Origin of the sequence: Polyangium sp. y55x31, assembly GCF_029946505.1 — a bacterium.
In the GTDB taxonomy this organism is placed as follows: domain Bacteria; phylum Myxococcota_A; class Polyangia; order Polyangiales; family Polyangiaceae; genus Polyangium.
In genome coordinates, this window is record NZ_JARZHG010000042.1 from 54711 (window position 1) to 74592 (window position 19882).

General features: G+C 68.5%; 17 protein-coding genes. 11 read left to right on the forward strand and 6 right to left on the reverse strand.

The genetic code is table 11. The features are described from left to right. Positions 1–73 precede the first annotated feature (73 nt). On the forward strand, positions 74–1480 hold the full coding sequence (locus tag QHF84_RS42305; RefSeq protein WP_281319258.1) for a hypothetical protein: 1407 nt from the start codon (positions 74–76) through the stop codon (positions 1478–1480). A gap of 27 nt (positions 1481–1507) precedes the next feature. Continuing rightward, a complete protein-coding gene (locus tag QHF84_RS42310; RefSeq protein WP_281319259.1) occupies positions 1508–2539 on the forward strand; it encodes a medium chain dehydrogenase/reductase family protein in 1032 nt (343 codons plus the stop codon). Here the strand turns inward: QHF84_RS42310 and QHF84_RS42315 are convergent. Further along, complete coding sequence (locus tag QHF84_RS42315; RefSeq protein WP_281319260.1) at positions 2529–3404, reverse strand: ankyrin repeat domain-containing protein; 876 nt, start codon at positions 3402–3404, stop codon at positions 2529–2531. The genes QHF84_RS42310 and QHF84_RS42315 overlap by 11 nt on opposite strands. Positions 3405–3459: 55 nt before the next feature. Then, entirely contained in the window at positions 3460–3936 is a 477-nt protein-coding gene (locus QHF84_RS42320; RefSeq protein ID WP_348652929.1) for a glutathione peroxidase, read from the reverse strand. 229 nt (positions 3937–4165) lie between these two features. Here QHF84_RS42320 and QHF84_RS42325 point away from each other — a divergent pair, with 229 nt between their 5' ends. From QHF84_RS42325 to fabG, 3 genes are all read left to right on the forward strand, one after another. Continuing rightward, positions 4166–4951: an alpha/beta fold hydrolase gene (locus QHF84_RS42325; RefSeq protein WP_281319262.1), complete on the forward strand. Its 786-nt coding sequence runs from the start codon at positions 4166–4168 to the stop codon at positions 4949–4951. 3 nt (positions 4952–4954) lie between these two features. Next, the gene (locus QHF84_RS42330; RefSeq protein ID WP_281319263.1) at positions 4955–6895 is read left to right on the forward strand and encodes a long-chain fatty acid--CoA ligase; all 1941 of its coding nucleotides are present in this window, start codon (positions 4955–4957) and stop codon (positions 6893–6895) included. Positions 6896–7464: 569 nt separating this feature from the next. After that, on the forward strand, positions 7465–8202 hold the full coding sequence (gene fabG / locus QHF84_RS42335; RefSeq protein WP_281319264.1) for a 3-oxoacyl-ACP reductase FabG: 738 nt from the start codon (positions 7465–7467) through the stop codon (positions 8200–8202). Positions 8203–8205: 3 nt separating this feature from the next. Here the strand turns inward: fabG and QHF84_RS42340 are convergent, their stop codons facing one another. Both QHF84_RS42340 and QHF84_RS42345 read right to left on the reverse strand, forming a co-directional pair. Next, positions 8206–8739, reverse strand: a complete 534-nt coding sequence (locus QHF84_RS42340) for a hypothetical protein (protein ID WP_281319265.1) — start codon at positions 8737–8739, stop codon at positions 8206–8208. A gap of 110 nt (positions 8740–8849) precedes the next feature. Then, positions 8850–9677 carry an N-acetylmuramoyl-L-alanine amidase gene (locus QHF84_RS42345; protein ID WP_281319266.1) on the reverse strand — a complete coding sequence of 276 codons (828 nt, stop codon included), beginning with the start codon at positions 9675–9677 and terminating at the stop codon, positions 8850–8852. A gap of 129 nt (positions 9678–9806) precedes the next feature. Here QHF84_RS42345 and QHF84_RS42350 point away from each other — a divergent pair, with 129 nt between their 5' ends. Then, positions 9807–10724, forward strand: a complete 918-nt coding sequence (locus tag QHF84_RS42350) for an alpha/beta fold hydrolase (RefSeq protein ID WP_281319267.1) — start codon at positions 9807–9809, stop codon at positions 10722–10724. 77 nt (positions 10725–10801) lie between these two features. Beyond that, positions 10802–13129, forward strand: coding sequence for a glutamine--tRNA ligase/YqeY domain fusion protein (locus QHF84_RS42355; protein WP_281319268.1), 2328 nt, complete (start codon positions 10802–10804; stop codon positions 13127–13129). A 266-nt stretch (positions 13130–13395) separates the two neighbouring features. Here QHF84_RS42355 and QHF84_RS42360 read toward each other — a convergent pair whose 3' ends face one another. Beyond that, positions 13396–14250: an SAM-dependent methyltransferase gene (locus QHF84_RS42360; RefSeq protein ID WP_281319269.1), complete on the reverse strand. Its 855-nt coding sequence runs from the start codon at positions 14248–14250 to the stop codon at positions 13396–13398. Between the two features lie 48 nt (positions 14251–14298). Here QHF84_RS42360 and QHF84_RS42365 point away from each other — a divergent pair, with 48 nt between their 5' ends. Next, complete coding sequence (locus QHF84_RS42365) at positions 14299–15108, forward strand: DUF3025 domain-containing protein (RefSeq protein WP_281319270.1); 810 nt, start codon at positions 14299–14301, stop codon at positions 15106–15108. Here the strand turns inward: QHF84_RS42365 and QHF84_RS42370 are convergent. Further along, positions 15067–16035, reverse strand: coding sequence for a hypothetical protein (locus QHF84_RS42370; protein WP_281319271.1), 969 nt, complete (start codon positions 16033–16035; stop codon positions 15067–15069). The two genes, QHF84_RS42365 and QHF84_RS42370, sit on opposite strands and share 42 nt — an antisense overlap. Positions 16036–16742: 707 nt before the next feature. Between QHF84_RS42370 and QHF84_RS42375 the strand changes: the two genes are divergently transcribed. From QHF84_RS42375 to QHF84_RS42385, 3 genes are all read left to right on the forward strand, one after another. Beyond that, on the forward strand, positions 16743–17321 hold the full coding sequence (locus QHF84_RS42375) for a nuclear transport factor 2 family protein (RefSeq protein WP_281319272.1): 579 nt from the start codon (positions 16743–16745) through the stop codon (positions 17319–17321). Between the two features lie 75 nt (positions 17322–17396). Further along, entirely contained in the window at positions 17397–18581 is a 1185-nt protein-coding gene (locus QHF84_RS42380; protein ID WP_281319273.1) for a PAS domain-containing protein, read from the forward strand. Positions 18582–18706: 125 nt separating this feature from the next. Next, a complete protein-coding gene (locus tag QHF84_RS42385) occupies positions 18707–19681 on the forward strand; it encodes a TIR domain-containing protein (protein WP_281319274.1) in 975 nt (324 codons plus the stop codon). Positions 19682–19882 lie beyond the last annotated feature (201 nt).

Below are 19882 nucleotides of genomic sequence, written 5' to 3' on the forward strand. Positions count from 1 at the left end.
TCGAACGACGCCGCGATGGCACCCTTCTTGCCGACCGCCGGCCATCGCGCGACGCGCTTGAAGGAGGACTTTCATGCTTCGACTTCCCTACCTTGCCCTTGTCTCGACGCTCGCTCTCACCGGCTGCACGGGCCTCTCGCTCGGAGAAAACAACCCGGGTCAGGATACGTGGCTCGGCAATGGCGCCATCGCCGTCGACGATCGCACCGAGACCTGTTTCGTCCTCGCCAGCGATACGGAAGACGCGGCCCAGCCCGAAAAAATCCTCGCGAGCACGCTCTTCGCGATCGATCCCGATACAGGCCTCGTGCGCGAGGCGGCCAATCTCACGGGCAGGGACGATCCACGCCTGCTCTTCCCCGCGTCGGGCCTGCTCGTGATGAGCGAGGAGAGCGAAAAGGATCGGCTCGATCTCTACGATCACGAGACGCTCGCGCTCAAGAAAAGCGTGGAGCTCGACATCCGGTACCACGGCACCCGCATGAGCCCGAGCCGCAAATTCATCGGCGTCGCCGACAACACCTCGGACAAAGCCCCGATCCACGTCATCGAAGCCGACACCCTCGATCGCCACGTGATCCCGCACGACGGCGAGTGGCTCGAGGCGATGTTCCTGAACAAGAGCGACACCCTCGTCGCGATCGTCTTCTACGATCAGGACAAACCCACGCCGCGGGCTCGTCTTCTCGGCTGGTCGATGCAGGAGCTCGCGACCGCCGGTTATCCGCTCGGTCCCACGGGCCTCTGGGCGGCGCCCGTGTTCGACCTCGAGGTGCCGGGCGTCGTGGGGGATTTCTCGTTCTCGTTCACGTGGGTCGGCACGAGCCCGGACGACAAGTACATCGTCTTCCCCGTCCGCAAGGCCGAGGTCCAGCCGAACGACGAGATCGCCTATACGAACGAGCTGCTCGTGCTCGATGCGGCCACGAAGGAGCTCCGCGAGGTCCCCGGCGCGCGCGGGCCCGTGGGCTTCACGCCCGACGGCTCGACCATCGTTTCCTACGGCGATCAGGACATGAACGGCAACCAGGAGCTCTGGCTCGTCGACGCCGCGACGCTCGACGTCGAACCCGAGCCCGTGACGATCGAGGGCGGCATCTCGTACTTCGTGAGCCGTGACGGAAACTTCATCGTCGTCGCTTCCTCGAACGGCGATCAGCAGCTCGTGCTCTACGACGTGGACCAGGACAAATCCACGCAGATGGCAGGGCCCGGCGTGGGCCTCCACGAGTTCGTGAGCCGCGCGGGCCGCAAGGAGATGTGGATCGTCGACGATCAATCGCTCTTCCGGCTCGATCTCGCGGCCGGCGAGATCGCAGAAGTGCGCACCGACTTCACGCCCGAGCACGTGAACATCCTGCCCACGCGTGATCGTCTCGTGCTCGACGACGCGGACTCGAACGACATCGTTTTCTTCGACCCGAACGACGAGAGCGTGAAGACCATCGTCGCGCTGCCCGTCGGCAAAACCTCGCGTTGAGCTCGTTCGCAGGTTAGCGTTGGGCCCATGCGAAAGGTCGTGATCCATGGGCCCGGCAGCTACGATCGGTTGAAGCTCGAAGAGCCGCCGGATCCGAGCCCCGGACCCGGCGAGATCCTCGTCGACGTCGAGGCCGCGGGCGTGAACTACGCCGATTGCATCGTGCGCATGGGCCTCTACGAGTCGGCGAAGAAGTACGTCGGCTGGCCCATCACGCCCGGCTTCGAGGTCGCCGGCAAAGTCGCGGCTCTCGGCGCCGACGTTGCCGGCCCCGCGCCGGGCACGCCGGTCTTCGCCGTCACCCGGTTCGGCGGCTACGCGAGCCGCGTCGCCATCCCCGCACATCAGGTCTTCGCGCTCCCGAAAGGTTTTTCCGTGGCCGAGGCCGCGGGCTTTCCTTCGGTGTTCCTGACCGCGTATTACGCGCTGTTCGAGCTCGCGAACGTTCGCCGCGGCATGAACGTGCTCGTCCACTCGGCCGCCGGCGGCGTGGGAAGCGCGCTCGTGCAGCTCGGCAAGATCGCGGGCTGCCGCGTCGTCGGCGTCGTCGGCGCGAGCCACAAGGTCGCCGTCGCGCGCAAGCTCGGGGCCGACGCGGTCATCGACAAGAGCGTCGAGCCGTTATGGCCTGTCGCCGAGCGCCTCGCGCCCGAGGGCTACGACGTCGTGCTCGACGCGAACGGCGTGGAGACGCTCGGCGAGAGCTACCGCCACCTCGGATCGGCCGGAAAGCTCGTCATTTACGGCTTCCACACGATGATGCCGCGCCAAGGAGGCCGACCGAACTGGCTCAAGCTCGCCCGCGACTGGCTGCGCACGCCCCGCTACAACCCGCTCGACCTGACGAACGACAACAAGAGCGTGCTCGCGTTCAACCTCTCCTACCTCTTCCACAAGAAGGACTTGCTCGAAGAGTACATGGGCAAGCTCGTCGGCTGGATCGAGGAGGGCCGCATCGCGGCGCCACCCGTGACGCCGTTCCCCGTGGAGCGTGTGGCCGACGCGCACCGCGCGATCGAGAGCGGCAGCACGGTCGGCAAGCTCGTGCTCACCTTCTGAGCGCTTCTTCGAGCAGCCGAGCGCTTTCGGCCTTGCCCGCCTCGCGCGCCCAGTCGAGCGCGGTTTTCCCCGTCCCGTCGTCCGCGTGTGGATCGGCGCCGAGCGCGAGCAGCGCGCGCACCGTCTTCGCGTCGCCGTTGTACGCCGCGAGGTGGAGCGGCATCCAGCCGTACTTCGTTTTCGTGTCGATCGGCACGCCGGCCTCGACGAGCGCGGCCACAGCGTCGGCCTTGCCCGCGTTCGCAGCTCCGAGTAGCGCCTCGGATCCGTGTTTTTCGAGGTCCACGCCTTGCGTGAGCAGCCACCGGATCACGTCCACGCGTCCCGCGGCCGCGGCCCCTTCGAGCGCCTGCGTCTTGTTCGGATCGAGCCCGCGCTCCACAAAGTATTCCGCGAGATCGAGCCTCCCGCGCCGCGTCGCCTCCTCGAACGCCCGCGGCTCGATCGGCGCGCCCGCCTCCACGAGCTGACGAGCGACCCCGGCGTGCCCGGCCTTGACCGCCGCGGTCACGGCGTTCTCGTTCGCCATCTCGTCCCGCGTGTCGAGGCTCGCGCCCGCATCGATCAGCGCCTCCACCACGCTGATCTCCCCGCGCGCGGCGGCCTCCACGAGCGGCGTGCGCCTCGTCAGCTCGTCCGCCTGATCCGGATCCGCGCCGCGGTCGATCAAGAGCTCGGCGACGCAGTCGTGCCCGTTCATGATCGCGAGCATCAACGCCGACGTTGTCCCTTCGAGCACCTCGCGATCGACGCTCGTCGTGTACACCCGCGTCGCGTCCACGTTCGCCCCGCGCGCGAGCGCGTCCGTCACGCGTGCTTCATCGCCGCGGCTGGCCGCATCGAGCAGCTCCTCGTCGAGCGTCATGTCCGGGAGTGTGTGGGATCGGAGCGAGGGTGGGAAGCCGTACCGGAGAGAGGGCTCAGCTTCCGAGCGCTTTTTCGATGGCCTGCACGAGCTTCTCGTCCTCGGGCTCGACGGACGAGGGGAACCGGCCGATCACTACGCCATCCTTGCCGACGAGGAATTTTTCGAAGTTCCACTTCACCTCGCCCGCCGGCGCAGCCTGCGTGAGGAACGCATAAAGCGGGTGCTTGCCGCTGCCCTTCACGGTGATCTTCGAGAACATGGGGAACTTCACGCCGTATTTGCTCGTGCAAAACGTGGCGATCTCGGCGTCGGTCCCGGGCTCCTGGGCGCCGTAGTCGTTCGAGGGGAAGCCGAGCACGGCAAACCCCTTCGCCTCGAAGCGCTCGTGCAGCCGCTCGAGGCCCGCGTATTGCGGCGTGTAGCCGCACTCCGAGGCCACGTTCACCACGAGCGCGACCTTGCCCCGGAAGTCACCGAGCGAGCGCTCCTCCCCGAAGATCGTCTTCATCTTGAAATCGTGCAGGCTCATCTTCGTCCCTTCCTGAACCGCGGCCCCCCCGGCCGGATCCGCCCCGGCTTTCGGCGACGCCGGGGGCTGCGAGCCACCCTCGCAACCGACGAGCGCCGCGCCCCCGACGACCGCAGCGAAGACGACCGATCCAACCCGAAGGCTCATCATGGCGCCTGCTTAGGGGGCCCGCGCTCGGCACGCAAGGGCATCCTGGACGACGGGCCGCGGGTCGAAGATGATGCCGTGTATGCCCTCCCTCCAAGCAGGATCGCTCACGATCCATTGGTCGACGCGCGGGGACGAACGCGGCGAGCCCGTCGTGTTCGTGCACGGCAACTGGACGACGAGCCTCTTCTGGCGCCCCGTCCTCGACCGTTTGCCCGCGCGCTACCGCGCCGTCGCGCCCGACCTTCGCGGCCGTGGGCAGAGCCGCACCGAGGAGCACGATTACAGCGTCCCGCGCCTCGCGGAGGACCTCGTCGTCTTGATGGACGCCTTGGGTTTGTCCTCGGCGCACCTCGTGGGGCATTCGCTCGGCACGGCCGTGGTCCTCGAGCTCGCGCTCTCCGCCCGCGCCCGCGCCCGCTCCCTCACGCTCGTCGCCCCCGCCTGGCCCGACGGCATGCCGCGCGCCTACCACCTGCCCGAGCGCCAGCGCCTCGCGCAGGAAAACATCGCCATCTTCGGCGCCGCCTTCCGCGCCATCGCGCCCACCGCCCCGGACGACGCGTTTTTCCAGGAACTGCTCACGGAAAGCCACGGCCAGCGCCCCGAGGCCACGATGGCCACGCTCGACGCGCTTTGCGATTGGGCGCCCGGGGACAAGCTCCGCGCGCTCGCGGGCGTGCCGGCCCTCGTCGTCGGCGGCGAGCGCGACATGCTGTCCACGCGCGAGGTGGGCGCGCGGACCGCGGATCTGCTCGGCGCGCGCCACGAGATCCTCCCCGGCGTGGGCCATTCGCCGAACCTCGAAGCTCCCGATACCCTCGTTGCGCTCCTCGATTCCTTCGTGAACGCTCCTCCCGGAGGCTGAGCCATGATCGATCGCGTCGTCCCCCCGCCCGATCCCGCCGTCCCGCTCGCGAACGAGGCCCGGTCCCTGGCCGACCTCTTCTTGCGCCGCGCCGCCGCCACGCCGACGGCGATCGCCTGGAAGGCCAAGAAAAATGGAGAATGGCGGTCCACGACCTGGGCCGAATTCAAGGCGCGCGCCATGGCCCTCGCGACCTTCCTCGCGAAGCGTGGCCTTTCGCCCGGCGACAAGATCGGCATCGTCGGCAGCACGCGCCCCGAGTGGTGCATCTGCGACGTCGGCGGGCAGCTCGCCGCGTTGGTCACGGTCGGCGCCTACCCCACGCTCGCGCCGGGGCAACTCGCGTACGTCCTCGATCACGCCGACGTGCGGATCGTGTTCGTCGAGGGCAAGGACGAGGTCGAGAAGATCCTCGCCATCAAGCACGAAATGCCGAAGCTCGAGCTCGTCGTCGTGTGGGACACGCAGGGCCTCGAAGAGGCGTTGCGCCAGCATGCGTGGCTCGTCGGCTGGGACGAGGCCCTCGAAGCGCCGGGCGACGCTTCGCTCGTCGCGTCCCGCATCGAGGCCATTTCCCCGGACGACACGGCGCTCTTCATTTACACGAGCGGCACGACGGGCCCGCCCAAGGGCGCGATGATCTCGCACCGCAACATCCTCGTGACGCTCGCGGGTGTCCATTTCAATGCCTTCTCCCGGACGGACATCTCGCTCTCGTTTTTGCCCATGGCGCACGCGGCCGAGCGCATCCTGGCGTTCTGGGGCCGCATCGATTTCGGCATCGCCACCGCGTATGCGACGAGCGTGCCCGCGGTCCTGGAGGAGCTCAAGGAGGTACGCCCGACGCTCTTCGGCAGCGTCCCGCGCATCTTCGAAAAGGCCTACGCCCGCATCCAGACCGAGGTCGACAAGGCCCCGCCCGTGCGAAAGCGCGTGTTCCGGTGGGCCGAATCGGCGGGCCTTTCGGTCGTGGAGGCCTGGCAACGCGGGGAGAATCCTTCGCTCCGGGCGATCCTTGCGCATCGCGTGGCCGACAAGCTCGTCTTTTCGCGGGTCCGCGAGGTGTTCGGCGGCCGCGTGAAACGTTTCATCACGGGGGCGGCGCCGATCCCGCGCCCGATCCTCGCTTTCTTCTGGGCGGCGGGCCTGCCCATTTACGAGATGTACGGCATGACCGAGGCCACGGTCGTCACGCACGGCAATCGCCCAGGCCAGGTCCGCCTCGGCTCCGTCGGCCGCGCGCTCCCGTTCGTCGAGGACAAGATTGCCGACGACGGCGAGATCCTCGTACGAGGCCCAAACGTGTTCAAGGGTTATTACAAGAACCCCGAGGCCACGCGGGAGATGATCGACGAGGAGGGATGGCTCCACACGGGCGACATCGGCAAGAAGGACGCGGACGGCTTCGTGTACATCGTCGACCGGAAGAAGCACCTGATCATCACGTCTGGCGGGAAAAACATCAGCCCGGCGAACGTGGAGAACGAGATCAAGGCAAGCGACACGCTGATCAGCCAGGTGCACGCGCACGGCGACCGGCGGCCATATTGCACGGCGCTCGTGACGATTCACCCGCTCGAAGCCGTGGAATGGGCAAAGGCGCGTGGTTACCTGGAGGATGCGCAGGCGGAAGAGCTACGCCGCGCGCTCCTCGCGAGCCCGCTCTCCCGTCCGCCGGGGCTCGCGCCGGTGATGGAGAAGGCCACGACCGATCCGGAGGTGCAACAACGGGTCGCGTCGGCGGTCCGCCGCGCGAACACGAAGCTCGCGCGCGTGGAGGGAATCAAGCGTGTGCACCTGCTCGAACGGGATTTTTCGCTCGAGGAGGACGAGGTCACACCAACGCTCAAGGTGAAGCGAAAGGTCATCGAAAAGAAATTCGTCGAGGTCTTCGACCGACTGTACGAGGATCCCGGCTTCGGAATTTCGATCGAAGGGGAATGAGCCTGAGCATTGGTCTCATCTAGAAGCGGTTCGCTGGGGCGTTGCCCCAGGCCCCAGCAGGGGCTGTCCGCCCCTGCACCCGGACCAGCGCAAGCGCTGGACTCGGGGTCGATGAACTGCGCGATGCGCAGTTCATCGAACAGGCTGAGTCAAGACCGGCGACGACGCTGCCAACCGAAACCGCTTCGACGGGCAACGCCGTCTTTGGTCTTGCCACCGGCCTGTGGGAAAAACTGCGCGGAGCGCAGTTTTCCCCCTGAGGTCCAGGGCTTGCCCTGGTTCGGGTCGAGGGGCGAACAGCCCCCGCGGGGCCCGGGGCAGCGCCCCGGCGCGGCGGCTTGCGATACCGGATCCCCGTCCCGCAGCGCCACCTCCCCGCATGTTGCGCCGCAACATGAAATCCCTTGACGCGTCTCCCCCTGCAGCCCTAAGCTCGCCTGCGACTGGCTGCTCGATCCTCTATCGATCAGCTCAGCCCCAGTTTTCGCCCTGCTGCGGGTTCGCGCCCGCGGCAGGGCCTCGTTTTGCGCGGTCCCTTGTGCACCGCAACATGACGGAGGACGAAAGCGATGCGAGGATTGTCCGGCAAGAGGGTGCTCATCACGGGGGCGGCGAGCGGCATTGGTCGCGCCACGGCGACGCGGTTCTACGAAGAGGGCTCGGAGCTCCTCCTGAACGACGTCGTGCCCGCGGAGCGCGCCGATCTCGCCTCGGCCTTCCCCGAGCGGATGACCTACGTCCAGGCCGACGTCTCGCGCCCCGAAGGCCTCGCTGCCCTGGAGCAGGCCGTGCGTGACAAGAAGGGCATCGACGTCCTCGTCAACAACGCCGGCATCACCCGCGACAAGAGCCTCGCCAAGCTCTCGCCCGAGGATTGGGACCAGGTCATCGCCGTCAACCTCACCGCCGTCTTCAGGCTGTGTCAGATGGCCGCTGCCTTCATGAAAGAGCAGAAGAGCGGCGTCATCCTGAATGCGGCCTCCGTCGTCGCCCATTACGGTAACTTCGGCCAGGCGAACTATGTCGCCACGAAGGCCGGCGTGATCGGTTTGACCAAGACCCTCGCCCGCGAGCTCGGTCGAGCCGGCATCCGCGTGAACGCTGTCGCCCCGGGCTTCATCCTCACCGACATGGTCCGCAAGGTCCCCAAGGAGAACCTCGACGCCATCGCGGGACAGACGCCCTTGAAGCGCCTCGGCGACCCCGCCGAGATCGCCTCGGTCTACGCGTTCCTCGCGAGCGACGACGCCTCGTACATGACCGGCGCCGTCATCGACGTGAACGGCGGCCTCGTCCTCGGTACGTGAGCGTCAGCGCGCGAAAAGCACGAGCACGTCGTTGAGCATGCCGACGAGCGACGGCGTCATTCCGCCACCCCCGAGCGCATCCGAGAACATGCAGAGGAGCTGACCCAGGCGCCCGCCCCCGGCGTTCGCGGTCAGGACGAGCACGACCCGGCTCAGATCGATCTGCAAGCCGAAGGCGGAGAGCGAGAGCGGCCCGAGCTCGAGCTCCAGGATCGTGCAGGTCGCGTGCGTGATCGTCGCGATCTGCGCGACCACGACGTTCGTCACCGTTCCCATCACGTTGCCTGCGAGGTCGGTGAGCCGCGCCGTCATCTTCCCGTTCGCGACGAGCTGACCGCTCTGCGCCGCGAAACTCTCGACCGTCACGGTGCCGGCGAGCTGACCTGTCACACTGCCGAACGCGTCCACGACCGACCCCGTGACCGGCGCGCTCATGCCGTACACGGCCGCGCTCTTCGCGGCCTGCGCATCTCCCCCCGCGAGCACGAGCGCGCCTGCGAGCCCCGCCACCACCCCGAGGGTCGTCCGCCGATCCATCCTTCGTCCTTTCCACGTGCTGTACCGGTGCACACACCGGGGAGCCGGCCGAGGACACGGGCAACCGGCGTACCGAGCATCCGGCGTCATCCGCGCCGTAAAGGGCGTTCCTAGAAACCCAGGACGTCCACGAGCGCCGCCCCCACCGCCGAGGCGAACGAAGCGAGCGTCGCCGGCTCGTCCCAGAGCCGCGCCTCGCGTGGATCGAGCGCGTGGTGCGTCTCCACCAGCACCGAGGGCACCTTCGGCCGCCGTAGCACGAAGATCCGGCGCTCCGGCGCGTGCCGGTCGACGAAGACGCCCGCTTGCGCGGGATCGACGGCGTACAGGTCGCCGTACTCGATGCCCCCGTACGCCCAGAACCCCGCCTCCCGCATCCGCCGCGCCACCGCCCGCGCGAGCGCGTGGCGCGCCTCCGCGAGCTTCGGCTCCCCCTCGTCCGACCAGAGCACCGAGAAGCCCGGCGCCGCGAGGTTCACGACGCACTCCCGCCCGGGCTCGGGGTTCCATCGCTCGCCCGTTTGGCCTCGAACGTCCGAGTGCAGGCTCAAGAACACGTCGGCCCCCCACGCCTCGGCGTCTTCCACCCGGGCCCGGTACTCGACGGGCCCGGGGCCCTCCCGGGCGAGGCGCACGTCGAACGCGCCCGTGGCCCGCAGCGCCGCGGCCAGCGCACGCCCCGCGGCCAGCGTAAAATCCTGCTCCTCTCGGCAAAAACACGAGAGGTTCCCCGGGTTTCCCGCCGCGCCGTGCCCCGGATCCACGAAGACGCGCCGCACCCCGAAGCCCGCGGGAAACCGCGGCGTCAGCACGGCGAGCGGCCCGAACGGATCGGGCAGCCGCGCGGCGCGCCCCCCGCGGTGCAGGGCGACGGCCGTCGTGGCCAGAGCCGCGCCCGCGCCGCCGAGGCCGAGGAGCAGGGATCGACGCGAGATCACGCCCCTCGTTCGTAGCCGAGCCGGCCCCTCCGCGCCAAGGTGGCCGGCCCTCCCGGAGCGCACTTTCCCTTGCTTTTCGCGGATCCATCGGGCTATCGCTTCGAGGGAGCCCCACGAACGAGCCTCGTCATGCCCTTCGCGCCTCCGCCCCCCCTGCCCGGCTTCCTCGCCGCCGACATGCCCCTGCGCCGCCGCGCCTACCGGCTCGAGCACGGCGAAGACGCCGGCAAGCTCGTGCATTTCGTCGACCACGGGCCGGAGCGGGCACGCCCGGCGCTCTTCGTCCACGGCAACCCCACCTGGTCGTTCCTCTGGCGCAAGGTCATCGCCGGCCTGCCCGAATTGCGCTGTATTGCGCCCGACTTGCTCGGGTTCGGCCTCTCCGACAGACTCGCCCGCCTCGAAGACCACTCCATCGAGCGCCACGCCGCCGCCGTGGCCGAGCTCGTCACCGCCCTCGACCTGCGCGACCTCGTCCTCGTCGGGCAGGACTGGGGCGGGCCGATCGGCGTCCTCGCCGGCTCGCTCGTGCCCGACCGTATCGCCGCCGTCGTCCTCGCCAACACCTCCGTCCTCGTCCCGGCGCGCCCGCGAGGCACCTTGTTCCACCGCTTCGCCCGCGTGCCCGTCCTGAGCGACGTCGTCTTCCGCGGCCTCGGCTTCCCCCAGAACCTGCTCGCCATCGCCCAGGGCGACCGCCGCTCCATCCGCGGCGCGACCGCCCGCGCCTACACCTATCCCTTGCGCAGCCTCGCCGACCGCATCGGCCCCTTGGCCCTCGCGCGGATGGTCCCGGACGGCCCCGATCACCCGAGCCTCCCTGCGCTCCACCGCGCCGAGGAATGGCTGCTCGGCTTCACCGGGCCCGTCGCGCTCGTCTGGGGCGAGCGCGACCCGATCCTCGGCAAGGCCCTCGCGCGGCATCAGCGGGCATTCCCCCGCGCGACCGTCACGGCCACCCAGGCGGGTCACTTCCTCCAGGAGGAGGTGCCCGAGGAGATTGCCGCGGCCGTGGAGGACGTCATCGAGCGGCTTCGGCGGCGCTAGCAGGAATGCGCCTCCTGGAGTAGGTTCCCGCGTCCGCGAGGCGGCGAAGAGTGCCGCTTTGCCCTGGAGAGCCCACCGTGACGACGACAAGGCGCCCGGAAGAGCGCGAAGAGAGCGCGGCCCAGAACTTCATCCGGGCCATCATCAGCGAGGATCTCGAGAAGGGGCGCCACACGAAGGTGGTGACCCGCTTCCCGCCCGAGCCGAACGGCTACCTCCACATCGGCCATGCGAAGGCCATCTGCACGAACTTCGGCCTCGCCCGCGAGTTCGGCGGCGTCTGCCACCTCCGCATGGACGACACGAACCCCACGACGGAGGACGTCGAGTACGTCGAGAACATCCAGCGTGACGTCCGCTGGCTCGGCTTCGACTGGGGCGACAAGCTCTTTTACGCGTCCGACTACTTCGAGCGCCTCTACCAGTTCGCGGTCGAGCTCATCAAGAAGGGCAAGGCGTACGTCGACAGCCTGAACGAGGCCGAGATCCGCGAGTACCGCGGCACGGTGAACGAGCCGGGCAAGCCGAGCCCCTACCGCGACCGCTCGATCGAGGAGAACCTCGACCTCTTCGAGCGCATGCGCAAGGGCGAGTTCCCCGAGGGCGCGCACGTGCTCCGCATGAAGGGCGACCTTGCCTCGCCCAACATGAAGATGCGCGACTGGCCGATGTACCGCATCAAGCGGGCGCACCACTACCGGACGGGCGACGCGTGGTGCATCTACCCGCTCTACGACTTCGCGCACAGCCTCTCGGACGCGATCGAGGGCATCACGCACTCGATCTGCACGCTCGAGTTCGACAACAACCGCGCGCTCTACGACTGGTTCGTGGAGAACGTCGACGTCCCCGCGCGGCCGCGGCAATACGAGTTCGCGCGGCTCAACATCACGTACACCGTGATGAGCAAGCGCAAGCTGCTCGAGCTCGTGAAGGGCGGCCTCGTGCGCGGCTGGGACGATCCACGCATGCCGACGCTCGCGGGCATGCGCCGCCGCGGCATCACGCCCGACTCCTTGCGCGCCTTCTGCGAGGAGATCGGCGTCGCCAAGACGAACAGCACCGTCGAGGTCGAGAAGTTCGAGTCGTGCATCCGCGCCGACCTCGATCGACGCGCCGGCCGTGTGATGGCCGTGCTCCGGCCGATCAAGGTCGTCATCGAGAACTACCCCGAGGGCAAGGTCGAGGAGTTCGAGGCGCCGCTCTTCCCCGACGAGCCCGGCAAGGGCGGCACGCGGAAGATCCCGTTCTCGCGCGAGGTCTTCATCGAGCGGGACGACTTTTCCCTCGATCCGCCGGACAAGTGGTTCCGCCTCGCGCCGGGCCGCGAGGTGCGGCTCCGGTATGCGTACATCGTGACGTGCAAGGACGTCGTGCGGGATCCCGCCACGGGCGAGGTGACCGAAATTCGCTGCACGTACGATCCGGAGACGCGCGAGGGCGCAGCGCAGGCCGGCAAGAAGGTGAAGGGCACGCTGCACTGGGTGAGCGTGGCGCACGCGCTCCGGGCCGAGGTGCGCCTCTACGACCGGCTCTTCCGTGACGAGCGGCCGGATCTCGTGGAGGAGGGCCAGGACTGGAAGTCGGGCCTGAACCCCGAGTCGCTCGTGGTCCTCCCCGACGCCGCCGTCGAGCCGAGCCTCGCCTCGGCCGAGGGCGGAAAGCATTTCCAGTTCGAGCGCCAAGGTTTTTTCTTTGTCGACCCGATCGACGCGAAGCCCGGCGCGCCCGTCTTCAATCGCACAGTCTCGCTCAAAGACTCCTGGGCGAAGATCGCCGAGCCGAAGCAAGAAGCGCCGCGGGCGAAAAAGGTCGAAGAGTCGAAGGCCGTCGTGAAGACGAGCCCGGAGGAGCGCCTCGGAAAGCTCTCGCCGGAGGCGCGGGTGATCGCCGAGGGGCTCGAGTCCCGGGGGCTCGGTCGCGAGGACGCGATCGTGCTCGCCGAGGACGCGGATCTCCGTGCCTTCTACGAGCAGGCGGTCGCGGCGCATCCGGGCCCGAAGACCGTGGCGAGCCTCGTCGTGAACGAGCTCGCGCGCAAGCTCGACGGCAAGAAGCCGAGCGCGCTCCCGTTCGGCGGAGCCGCGCTCGGCGAGCTCGCGTCGCTCGTCGACGACCGCACGATCACGCCCACGATCGCGAAGGAGGTCCTCGCCGAGATGTTCACGAGCGGCGAGGGCCCGCGCGCGATCGTCGAGCGCAAGGGCATGCGCCAGGTCTCGGACGCCTCCGCGCTCGAGCCCATCGTGGACAACGTCCTCGCTGACAGCCCGAACGAGGTGAAGCGTTACAAGGAGGGCAACACGAAGCTCCTTGGCTTCTTCGTCGGCAAGGTGATGAAGGCGTCCGGCGGCAAGGCGAACGCCGAGCGTGTGAACGAGCTTCTCCTCAAGAAGCTCGGCTGAGCCGCCGCGCCGGGGCGCTGCCCCGGGCCCCGCGGGGGCTGTTCGCCCCTCGACCCGAACCAGGGCAAGCCCTGGACCTTTTGTGGAAGAACTGCGCGATGCGCAGTTCTTCCAACAGGCTGCCGGTGGCAGGTCTTGACCTGTCTGTTCGATGAACTGCGCATCGCGCAGTTCATCGACCCCGAGTCCAGCGCTTGCGCTGGTCCGGGTCCAGGGGTGGACAACCCCGGGTCGGGGTCCGGGGTGAAACCCCGGCGCTACGCCTCTCAGGGCTTCACGAACTTCAGCACGAACCGGTCACTCGTCCCGCGCAGCTCGCCTGCCTTCATCGGGCTCGCGTTCCAGTCCCGCGTGTCCTTTTCGTTTCGCAGGAAGCTCGCTTCGCCGGCGAGCTTGAAGCCGGCCTTCTCGACCTCTTCGCGCAGCACCTTCTCCTCGATCCGGTGCGTCGTTTGCGCTTCGGACGTGCCGCTGCCTGCTTTCGCGCTGTGGTCGACGATCCCGTATACCCCGCCGGAGCGCAGTGCGTTGAAGATGGTCTTGTTCATCTTGTCGCGGTCCGTCTTCATCCAGACCGTGTCGTGATAGAAGAGGACCATCACCACGGCGTCGAGGTCCTTTGCCTCGGGCGGCAGCGGCTCGTCGAACTCGCGGTCCACGCGCACCACGTTCTTCATCACGGGCTTTTGCAGCCGCTCGGCCCAGGGCTTCTCTGCGAATCGCTCCAGGATGAACTTCGAGTTCTGCCCGTACACCTTGCCTGCCGGGCCGACGGCGCGCGCCAGGAGCTCTGCCGTGTAGCCACCGCCGGCTGCGATTTCGGCGACCTTCATTCCCGGGCGGATGTCGAGGAATGCGAGCAGCTCGGCTGGCTTGCGACCTGCGTCGAGTGCGCGGTCCGCCTCGGCTCGGTCGGGCGCGGCCACGATGGCCGCGATGGCCTCGGGCACCTTCGCCTCGGCGGCGGGCTTCTCGGCCTTGGTCGGGGTCGTGGTGTCCGTGGCGGGCGCTTGCGCGGGCTCCTCCGTCTTCGCCGTGTCGGCGGGCGGCTGCGAGCCGCCGCAGGCGACGGCGAGGGCGACGAGGGGGACGACGACCAGCGAAACAGGGAGGCTACGCATGCGGCGCACGCTAGCGCGAATGCCGCGCGGCGGTCTACGCTGGGGCACGTGTTCGCCTGGGATCCGCGGTTCTTCTGGAAAAGCTCTCTGTTCTGGCCGATCCGGGACATGGCCATGCGCTTCGAAGGGGCCCTCGCATGGCCGCCGGTCGAGGCCTTGGACGAGGCGCTCTCCGAGGCTGCGGGTGTCCACTTCCGCCTGCAGCCGCCGCGCCCCCGCCGTCGGGGCCGCCGCCGGCTGGTCGACCCGTCCTCACTTTACGACGCCCGTATTCACCTCGAGGGGTGGGTGCCGACGCGGGCTGCGAGCTGGCACGACTTCTTGAATGCGCTCGTCTGGGCCACGTTCCCGGCGAGCAAGCGTGCGCTGCATGCCCGGCAGCACCGGGCCATCTCGGCGCGGCTCGGCGATACGCCGCGGGTGCTGCCGGACAGGCGCACGCGTGAGCAGGATGGGCTTGCGCTGCTCGATGAGGGCAGCTTGCTCGTGCTCGCCGTCGAGTCGCGCGCTCCAGTCATCGCGGCGGCGCTCGAGGCGCGGGACGTATCGGCCGTGCAAAACGAGATTTCCGCGGGAGACGCCGTGGCCCTCGTCTTCGGCCATGCGCTCTACGAGAGCCTCTTGCCGGACGAGCGTCCGTCGATATGGGCGATGGTGGCCCTGCTCCCCTGCCCTGGGCCTTTGCCGACGGCGCGTGGGGCCTGCATCCGGCTCGCGGATACGCTCCTCGCGGAGCGCATCACGACCCCGGGGACGTTCGCGCAGCCGGAGACGTTCCGGAGCTTGCCGCTCGACGAGGCGGTGCTTTGTGGGACGTCAGTTCTTCGAGGAGAGCCAGGCGGCGAGCTCCTCGGGTGAGAGATCGAGCACGAGGTCCCCGACCTGCTCGGCGCCCATCTCGCGCACCCGATCGGCGAGCCGAGCGCGCTCCTCTGTACGCAGGCTCTGCGCGAGCCTTCGTTCGACCTGGCGCGCGAGCACCCGGAGCTCCCCTTCGAGGAGCCCTTCGGCGTGGCCTTCGGCAAGGCCCTCGGCGTGGCCTTCGGCAAGGCCCTCGGCGTGGCCTTCGGCAAAAAACTTACGACCGAACTCACTCTGGGGTCGGTAGTTCTTCAACATGAACGCCTCGATGGCCCTGCGTGCTGCCTCTCCCAGGGAGTATAGCACGATATCCATGTAAATCGCCTTGCGGTCCGGGTCCTCGATGCCCGCGCTGGCGGCGAGGACGGCCATCGCTACGTCGAGCCCCACGTCGGTTCGTCCGTGCGCCATGGCCGAGAGCACCGCCAGCTCCGGCCGCTCTTGCGCCTCCGTCGCCTCCGTGACGACCGGAATCCCCTGCGGTCCCAGCACGAACGGCGTCACGCGCGCCTCGCCCGGGCCGAGCACGATCGGCCGGGCCAGCCGAGCCGCGAGTGTCGCGTCGGGCGTTACGACCAGCAAGCACGCGGGGCAACGATACCGCGCCCGCGCGCCTACGACATACGCCGGCCACGCGAAGGATTTGTCCGGATCCGGCGAGAGCTGCGCCTCGACGACGATGACGAGCACGGCCTCGCCGTCGAGCAAGAGGACCAGCAAATCGGCGCGGAGCTCGCGCGGAATGACATCGGCGATGTCCGCGGACTCGATACGTGCCTCGGTGAAAGGAGGCAACGGCACCGAGAAGACCTCCGCGAGCAGCTCCGCCGCGAGCACGGGGCGGTTGCGGAAGAGCTCGATGATCGCCTCGTGCGGCAGAGATGGCACGGACCTTCGGATACGTTTGTCCACGGAGGCGGTCAAGAAAAACCTACATGGTCGAGGTCCGATCGATCGGGCATCGGTGGTTCGCTCCCGGCCCCGTCCACAAGACGAGCCGTATCCTCGCGGCCCCGCTGAAGGACGCCGTGGCTATGCTCCTCGCGAGCGACGACCCTCCGATCATCGCCGACTTCCTCGGCAAGGCCTTCAGCCCCCCTCGCGCTCCTCGCGGCGCGTCTTCGAGGCGGAGCTGGTCGACCCGCGGAGCTTCGTCCGTGCCCGCTGACAGGTCGCCGATCACCCCGGCGTGCTGTCGACAACAGGGCATCGGAGGCAACGGCATCACCCCGGCGCGCTGTCGACAGGGCATCGGAGGCATCGGCATCACCCTGGCGTGCTGTCGACAGGGCATCGGAGGCAACGGCATCACCCCGGCGCGCTGTCGACAGGGCAGCGGAGGCATCGGCATCACCCCGGCGCTCTGTCGACAAGGCATCGGGTGGCATCACGATGCTGCCGGCGTGCTGTCGACGGGACGTTCAGGTAGTCGCCTTCTACCTCGCGTCCTGTCGACAGGGCAGACGGGGCATCGTCATCATTCTGACGCCCTCTCGGCAAACCCTCGCGGGGTGCGTGTGCTTCTGCAGGAGCCTTGACCAGGTGTACACGCGCCCTTTAGCGTAGGGATTCCAGGAGGTTCAGATATGAAACAGAACAGCCGATCGGGTTCACGGGCGTCTTGGGGTCGCATGGGTGCCGCGGTGTGCGCGGGTGCAATTGCGGCGAGCGCGCTCGGGGCGTCGAAGCCCGCCGAGGGTGGACCTCCGGGCGGTGGGCTTCCCCCGGGCGGGGTCCCCGCCGCGCTGCAGCGCCTCGCCGACGAGGCGGAGATCGAGAAGCTGACCTACTGTTATGCCGAGGCCACCGACACCATCGGGCGAGGCAATCTCGAGGGCGGGCGGAACCTTTATCAGCAATGCTTCACGCAGAACGCGCTCGTTCAGGCGTATTACCCCGGCGACGATCCCAACGGCCCCCCCAGCCTGATCTCCGGCCCCTCCGAATGGGCGGACGTCGCGCAGCACGAGTTCGAGACGGCCGGCTACGTCTCGACGCAGCACCTGAATGGCAACGTCGTCATCAACGTGCAGGGAAACACGGCGACGATGAAGACCTACCTCCAGGCGACGCACGTCCTCGTCCCGAACAGCTCCGTCGAGATCGCGATCGGGTGGTACGACGATATCGTCGTCCGTACGCCGCACGGCTGGAAGATCGCCAAGCGCACGCTGCACCTGCAGAGCTTCATGCGCGTCGAATCGCCGTGACGAAGGAAGGACCCGGGGGGGCCGGGTCCTGCGGGATCGCGCGGATCACGGTGCGGATTGACGAGGTTTCCTTCCATGCCTCTTTCTCAAGACGAGCACGGCCTGCAGTACGAATGCTTCTTTCAGACGTCCCGGGATCTCCTTTGCGTGCTGCGCGCCGATGGGCGCCTGCTCCGCACGAACGAGGCATTTCGGACCACGCTCGGGTATACCGATGCGTCGCTCTCGGGGGAGGACTTCGCCCAGCTCGTGGTCCCCGAGGACGTCGCGCCGCTGCACGCGTTCTTGCGCTCGAACGCGGGCGACGACGCGGAGTTCAAGCTCAATGCGAGGTTCTTGAACCGGGACCTGAGCCACCGGAGGATCCTGTTTTCGCTGCGCCGTCTCGGCGGGAAGGTATACGGGACCGGGATCGAGGTCGATGCGCAGGAGCCCGTGGACGAATGGAAGCGGCGGCGGGAGCTGCTGCAGAAAATGCAAGCGACAGGAAGGGTCGGAGGCTGGGACGTCGATCTCGCGACATCGACCCAGTACTGGACCGACGAGACATACCGGATCCATGAGCTGCCCGTCGGATTCGATCCGAACGTCGATGCGTCGTTCTACACGCCCGAGCATCAGATGATCATCGCGGCGGCCTTCGAGGACTGCGTCCGCGAGGGCAAACCTTACGATCTGCAATTGCAGATCATCACGGCGAAGGGCCGTCGGATCTGGGTGCGCACCTCCGGCATGCCCATCATGGAGAACGGCAAGGTCACGCGGGTCATCGGCGCCTTCCAGGACATCGACGACTACAAACGCCGCGAGATCGAGCTCGAAGAGAAGCTCGCGATCATCGAGAGGCAACGGTCGGAGATTCACGCACTCTCGGTGCCAATCATCCAGGTATGGGACGACGTGCTCGCGCTGCCAGTCATGGGCGAGGTCGATCAAGCACGCGCCGACGACATGACGGCGCGGCTGCTCGACGCGGTCGTGGCGCACGGGGCGCAGTCCGTGATCCTCGACCTGACCGGGGTGGAGTGCGTGGACGAGGGGACGGCCGAGCGGCTGTCGAGCATCCTCCGGGCCATCCGGCTCCTCGGCGCCCAGGGCTTCGTCACGGGGATCCGGCCGGCTCTGGCGCAGGCGTTCATCCTGTCCCTCGGCAGCGGGTTCGAGGGCGTGAAGACGCTCCGGAACCTGCGCGAGGCCATCCGCGTATGCATGCGAGGCAGCGCGCGGGGCGTGGACGGTCGAGCGGCACGCGAAAGGTGACGCAGGCGGCGGCCGGGCATCGGGAGGCCGCAGCATCACATTGACAGCCGGACGTGGCCGAGCATCATGGCTCGGGTCCCCCCACCCGTCCGCGCCTCGCTTCGAGGCCGGGAACGAGGAATCCCATGTCGAACCGCCGCTCCCGCCTTTTCATCGGTGCCTCGCTCGAGGGGCTCTCCGTGGCCCGCGAGCTCAAGCTCGGCCTCGCCGAGGATGCGGAATGCACCCTCTGGACGCAGGGCGCCTTCCCCCTGGAGAAGCTCGTCCAGGCCGCATCCCAGTTCGATTACGCCGTTCTCGTGCTCGGGCCCGTCGACCTTTCGAGCGAGGCAGCCGCAGGGCGCAATCGTCCCCGCGACAACACCCTCTTCCAGATCGGCCTGTTCGCAGGGCTGCTCGGCCGCAGCCGCGTGCTGCTCGTGCATTCCCGCGATGTGCCGCTCGACCTGCCGCCGGACCTCGCGCACCTGCGGACGGCGACATTCGGCGCCGGCAAGCTGGAGTCGCCGCTGGCCGAGATCCTATCGCTGCTCCGAGGCGGTCTCGAAGGGCGCACGGCGCGCCTCGCGCGGCTCACCCGCCAGAAGAGCGCAGGCGCCGCAAGCCCGAAGAAGGACGACGCAGGGGCGCCGGTCCTCGACGCGCAGCTCCTCATCGAGCGGGCGCTCCAGGTCGAGGGGAAGCCGAGCGAGACGATCCAGGCCGACGTCATCGAGGGGCTCTGGCGGGACGAGGCGGAGGACACCACCGTCGTCGTGCGGATGATCGGCGGGGAGATACGCGCGCCGTACGCATTCCGCGGCGCGACCCGGCTCACCGGCGAGTTCTTCGGGTGGAAGCTGCGCGAGGGGGTGTTCTCCTGCCATTTCCGCTGGGCCCAGAGAGACATCGAGGGCCGGGTCGTCTTGCGGATGGTCGCATTGGACCGGCTGGAGGGCGTGTGGTTCCTCGGCTGGATGGACCGAGAGCTCCTGCCAGAGTCCGTCGCGCGGATCGCGCAGCCGATCCGGCTCGTCCGCAAGCACGCCCCGCGCGAGCTGCCCGCCTGGTCGGAGGAGTTCTTTCGCGCCGCCGAGGTGATCGCGAACGCCAAGCATTGAGGGGCTGAGCATGGTCGTTTCGTGGGGCCGCCGCGCCGGGGCGCTGCCCCGGGCAAGACCAGGCACGGCGTTGCCCGTCGAAGCGGTCTTGCCTGGCAGGGCCGTGCCGGTCTTGCCTCGACCTGTTCGATGAACTGCGCATCGCGCGGTTCATCGACCCCGAGTCCAGCGCTTGCGCTGGTCCGGGGTGCAGGGGGCGGA

What these genes read in the sequence shown, in the direction of transcription:
- QHF84_RS42360 (WP_281319269.1), bottom strand. Translation starts at nt 14,250, where the DNA reads ATGCGTAGCCTCCCTGTTTCGCTGGTCGTCGTCCCCCTCGTCGCCCTC.
- QHF84_RS42385 (WP_281319274.1), top strand. Translation starts at nt 18,707, where the DNA reads ATGTCGAACCGCCGCTCCCGCCTTTTCATCGGTGCCTCGCTCGAGGGG.
- QHF84_RS42350 (WP_281319267.1), top strand. Translation starts at nt 9,807, where the DNA reads ATGCCCTTCGCGCCTCCGCCCCCCCTGCCCGGCTTCCTCGCCGCCGAC.
- fabG (WP_281319264.1), top strand. Translation starts at nt 7,465, where the DNA reads ATGCGAGGATTGTCCGGCAAGAGGGTGCTCATCACGGGGGCGGCGAGC.
- QHF84_RS42320 (WP_348652929.1), bottom strand. Translation starts at nt 3,936, where the DNA reads ATGAGCCTGCACGATTTCAAGATGAAGACGATCTTCGGGGAGGAGCGC.
- QHF84_RS42375 (WP_281319272.1), top strand. Translation starts at nt 16,743, where the DNA reads ATGGGTGCCGCGGTGTGCGCGGGTGCAATTGCGGCGAGCGCGCTCGGG.
- QHF84_RS42310 (WP_281319259.1), top strand. Translation starts at nt 1,508, where the DNA reads ATGCGAAAGGTCGTGATCCATGGGCCCGGCAGCTACGATCGGTTGAAG.
- QHF84_RS42340 (WP_281319265.1), bottom strand. Translation starts at nt 8,739, where the DNA reads ATGGATCGGCGGACGACCCTCGGGGTGGTGGCGGGGCTCGCAGGCGCG.
- QHF84_RS42380 (WP_281319273.1), top strand. Translation starts at nt 17,397, where the DNA reads ATGCCTCTTTCTCAAGACGAGCACGGCCTGCAGTACGAATGCTTCTTT.
- QHF84_RS42305 (WP_281319258.1), top strand. Translation starts at nt 74, where the DNA reads ATGCTTCGACTTCCCTACCTTGCCCTTGTCTCGACGCTCGCTCTCACC.
- QHF84_RS42325 (WP_281319262.1), top strand. Translation starts at nt 4,166, where the DNA reads ATGCCCTCCCTCCAAGCAGGATCGCTCACGATCCATTGGTCGACGCGC.
- QHF84_RS42315 (WP_281319260.1), bottom strand. Translation starts at nt 3,404, where the DNA reads ATGACGCTCGACGAGGAGCTGCTCGATGCGGCCAGCCGCGGCGATGAA.
- QHF84_RS42330 (WP_281319263.1), top strand. Translation starts at nt 4,955, where the DNA reads ATGATCGATCGCGTCGTCCCCCCGCCCGATCCCGCCGTCCCGCTCGCG.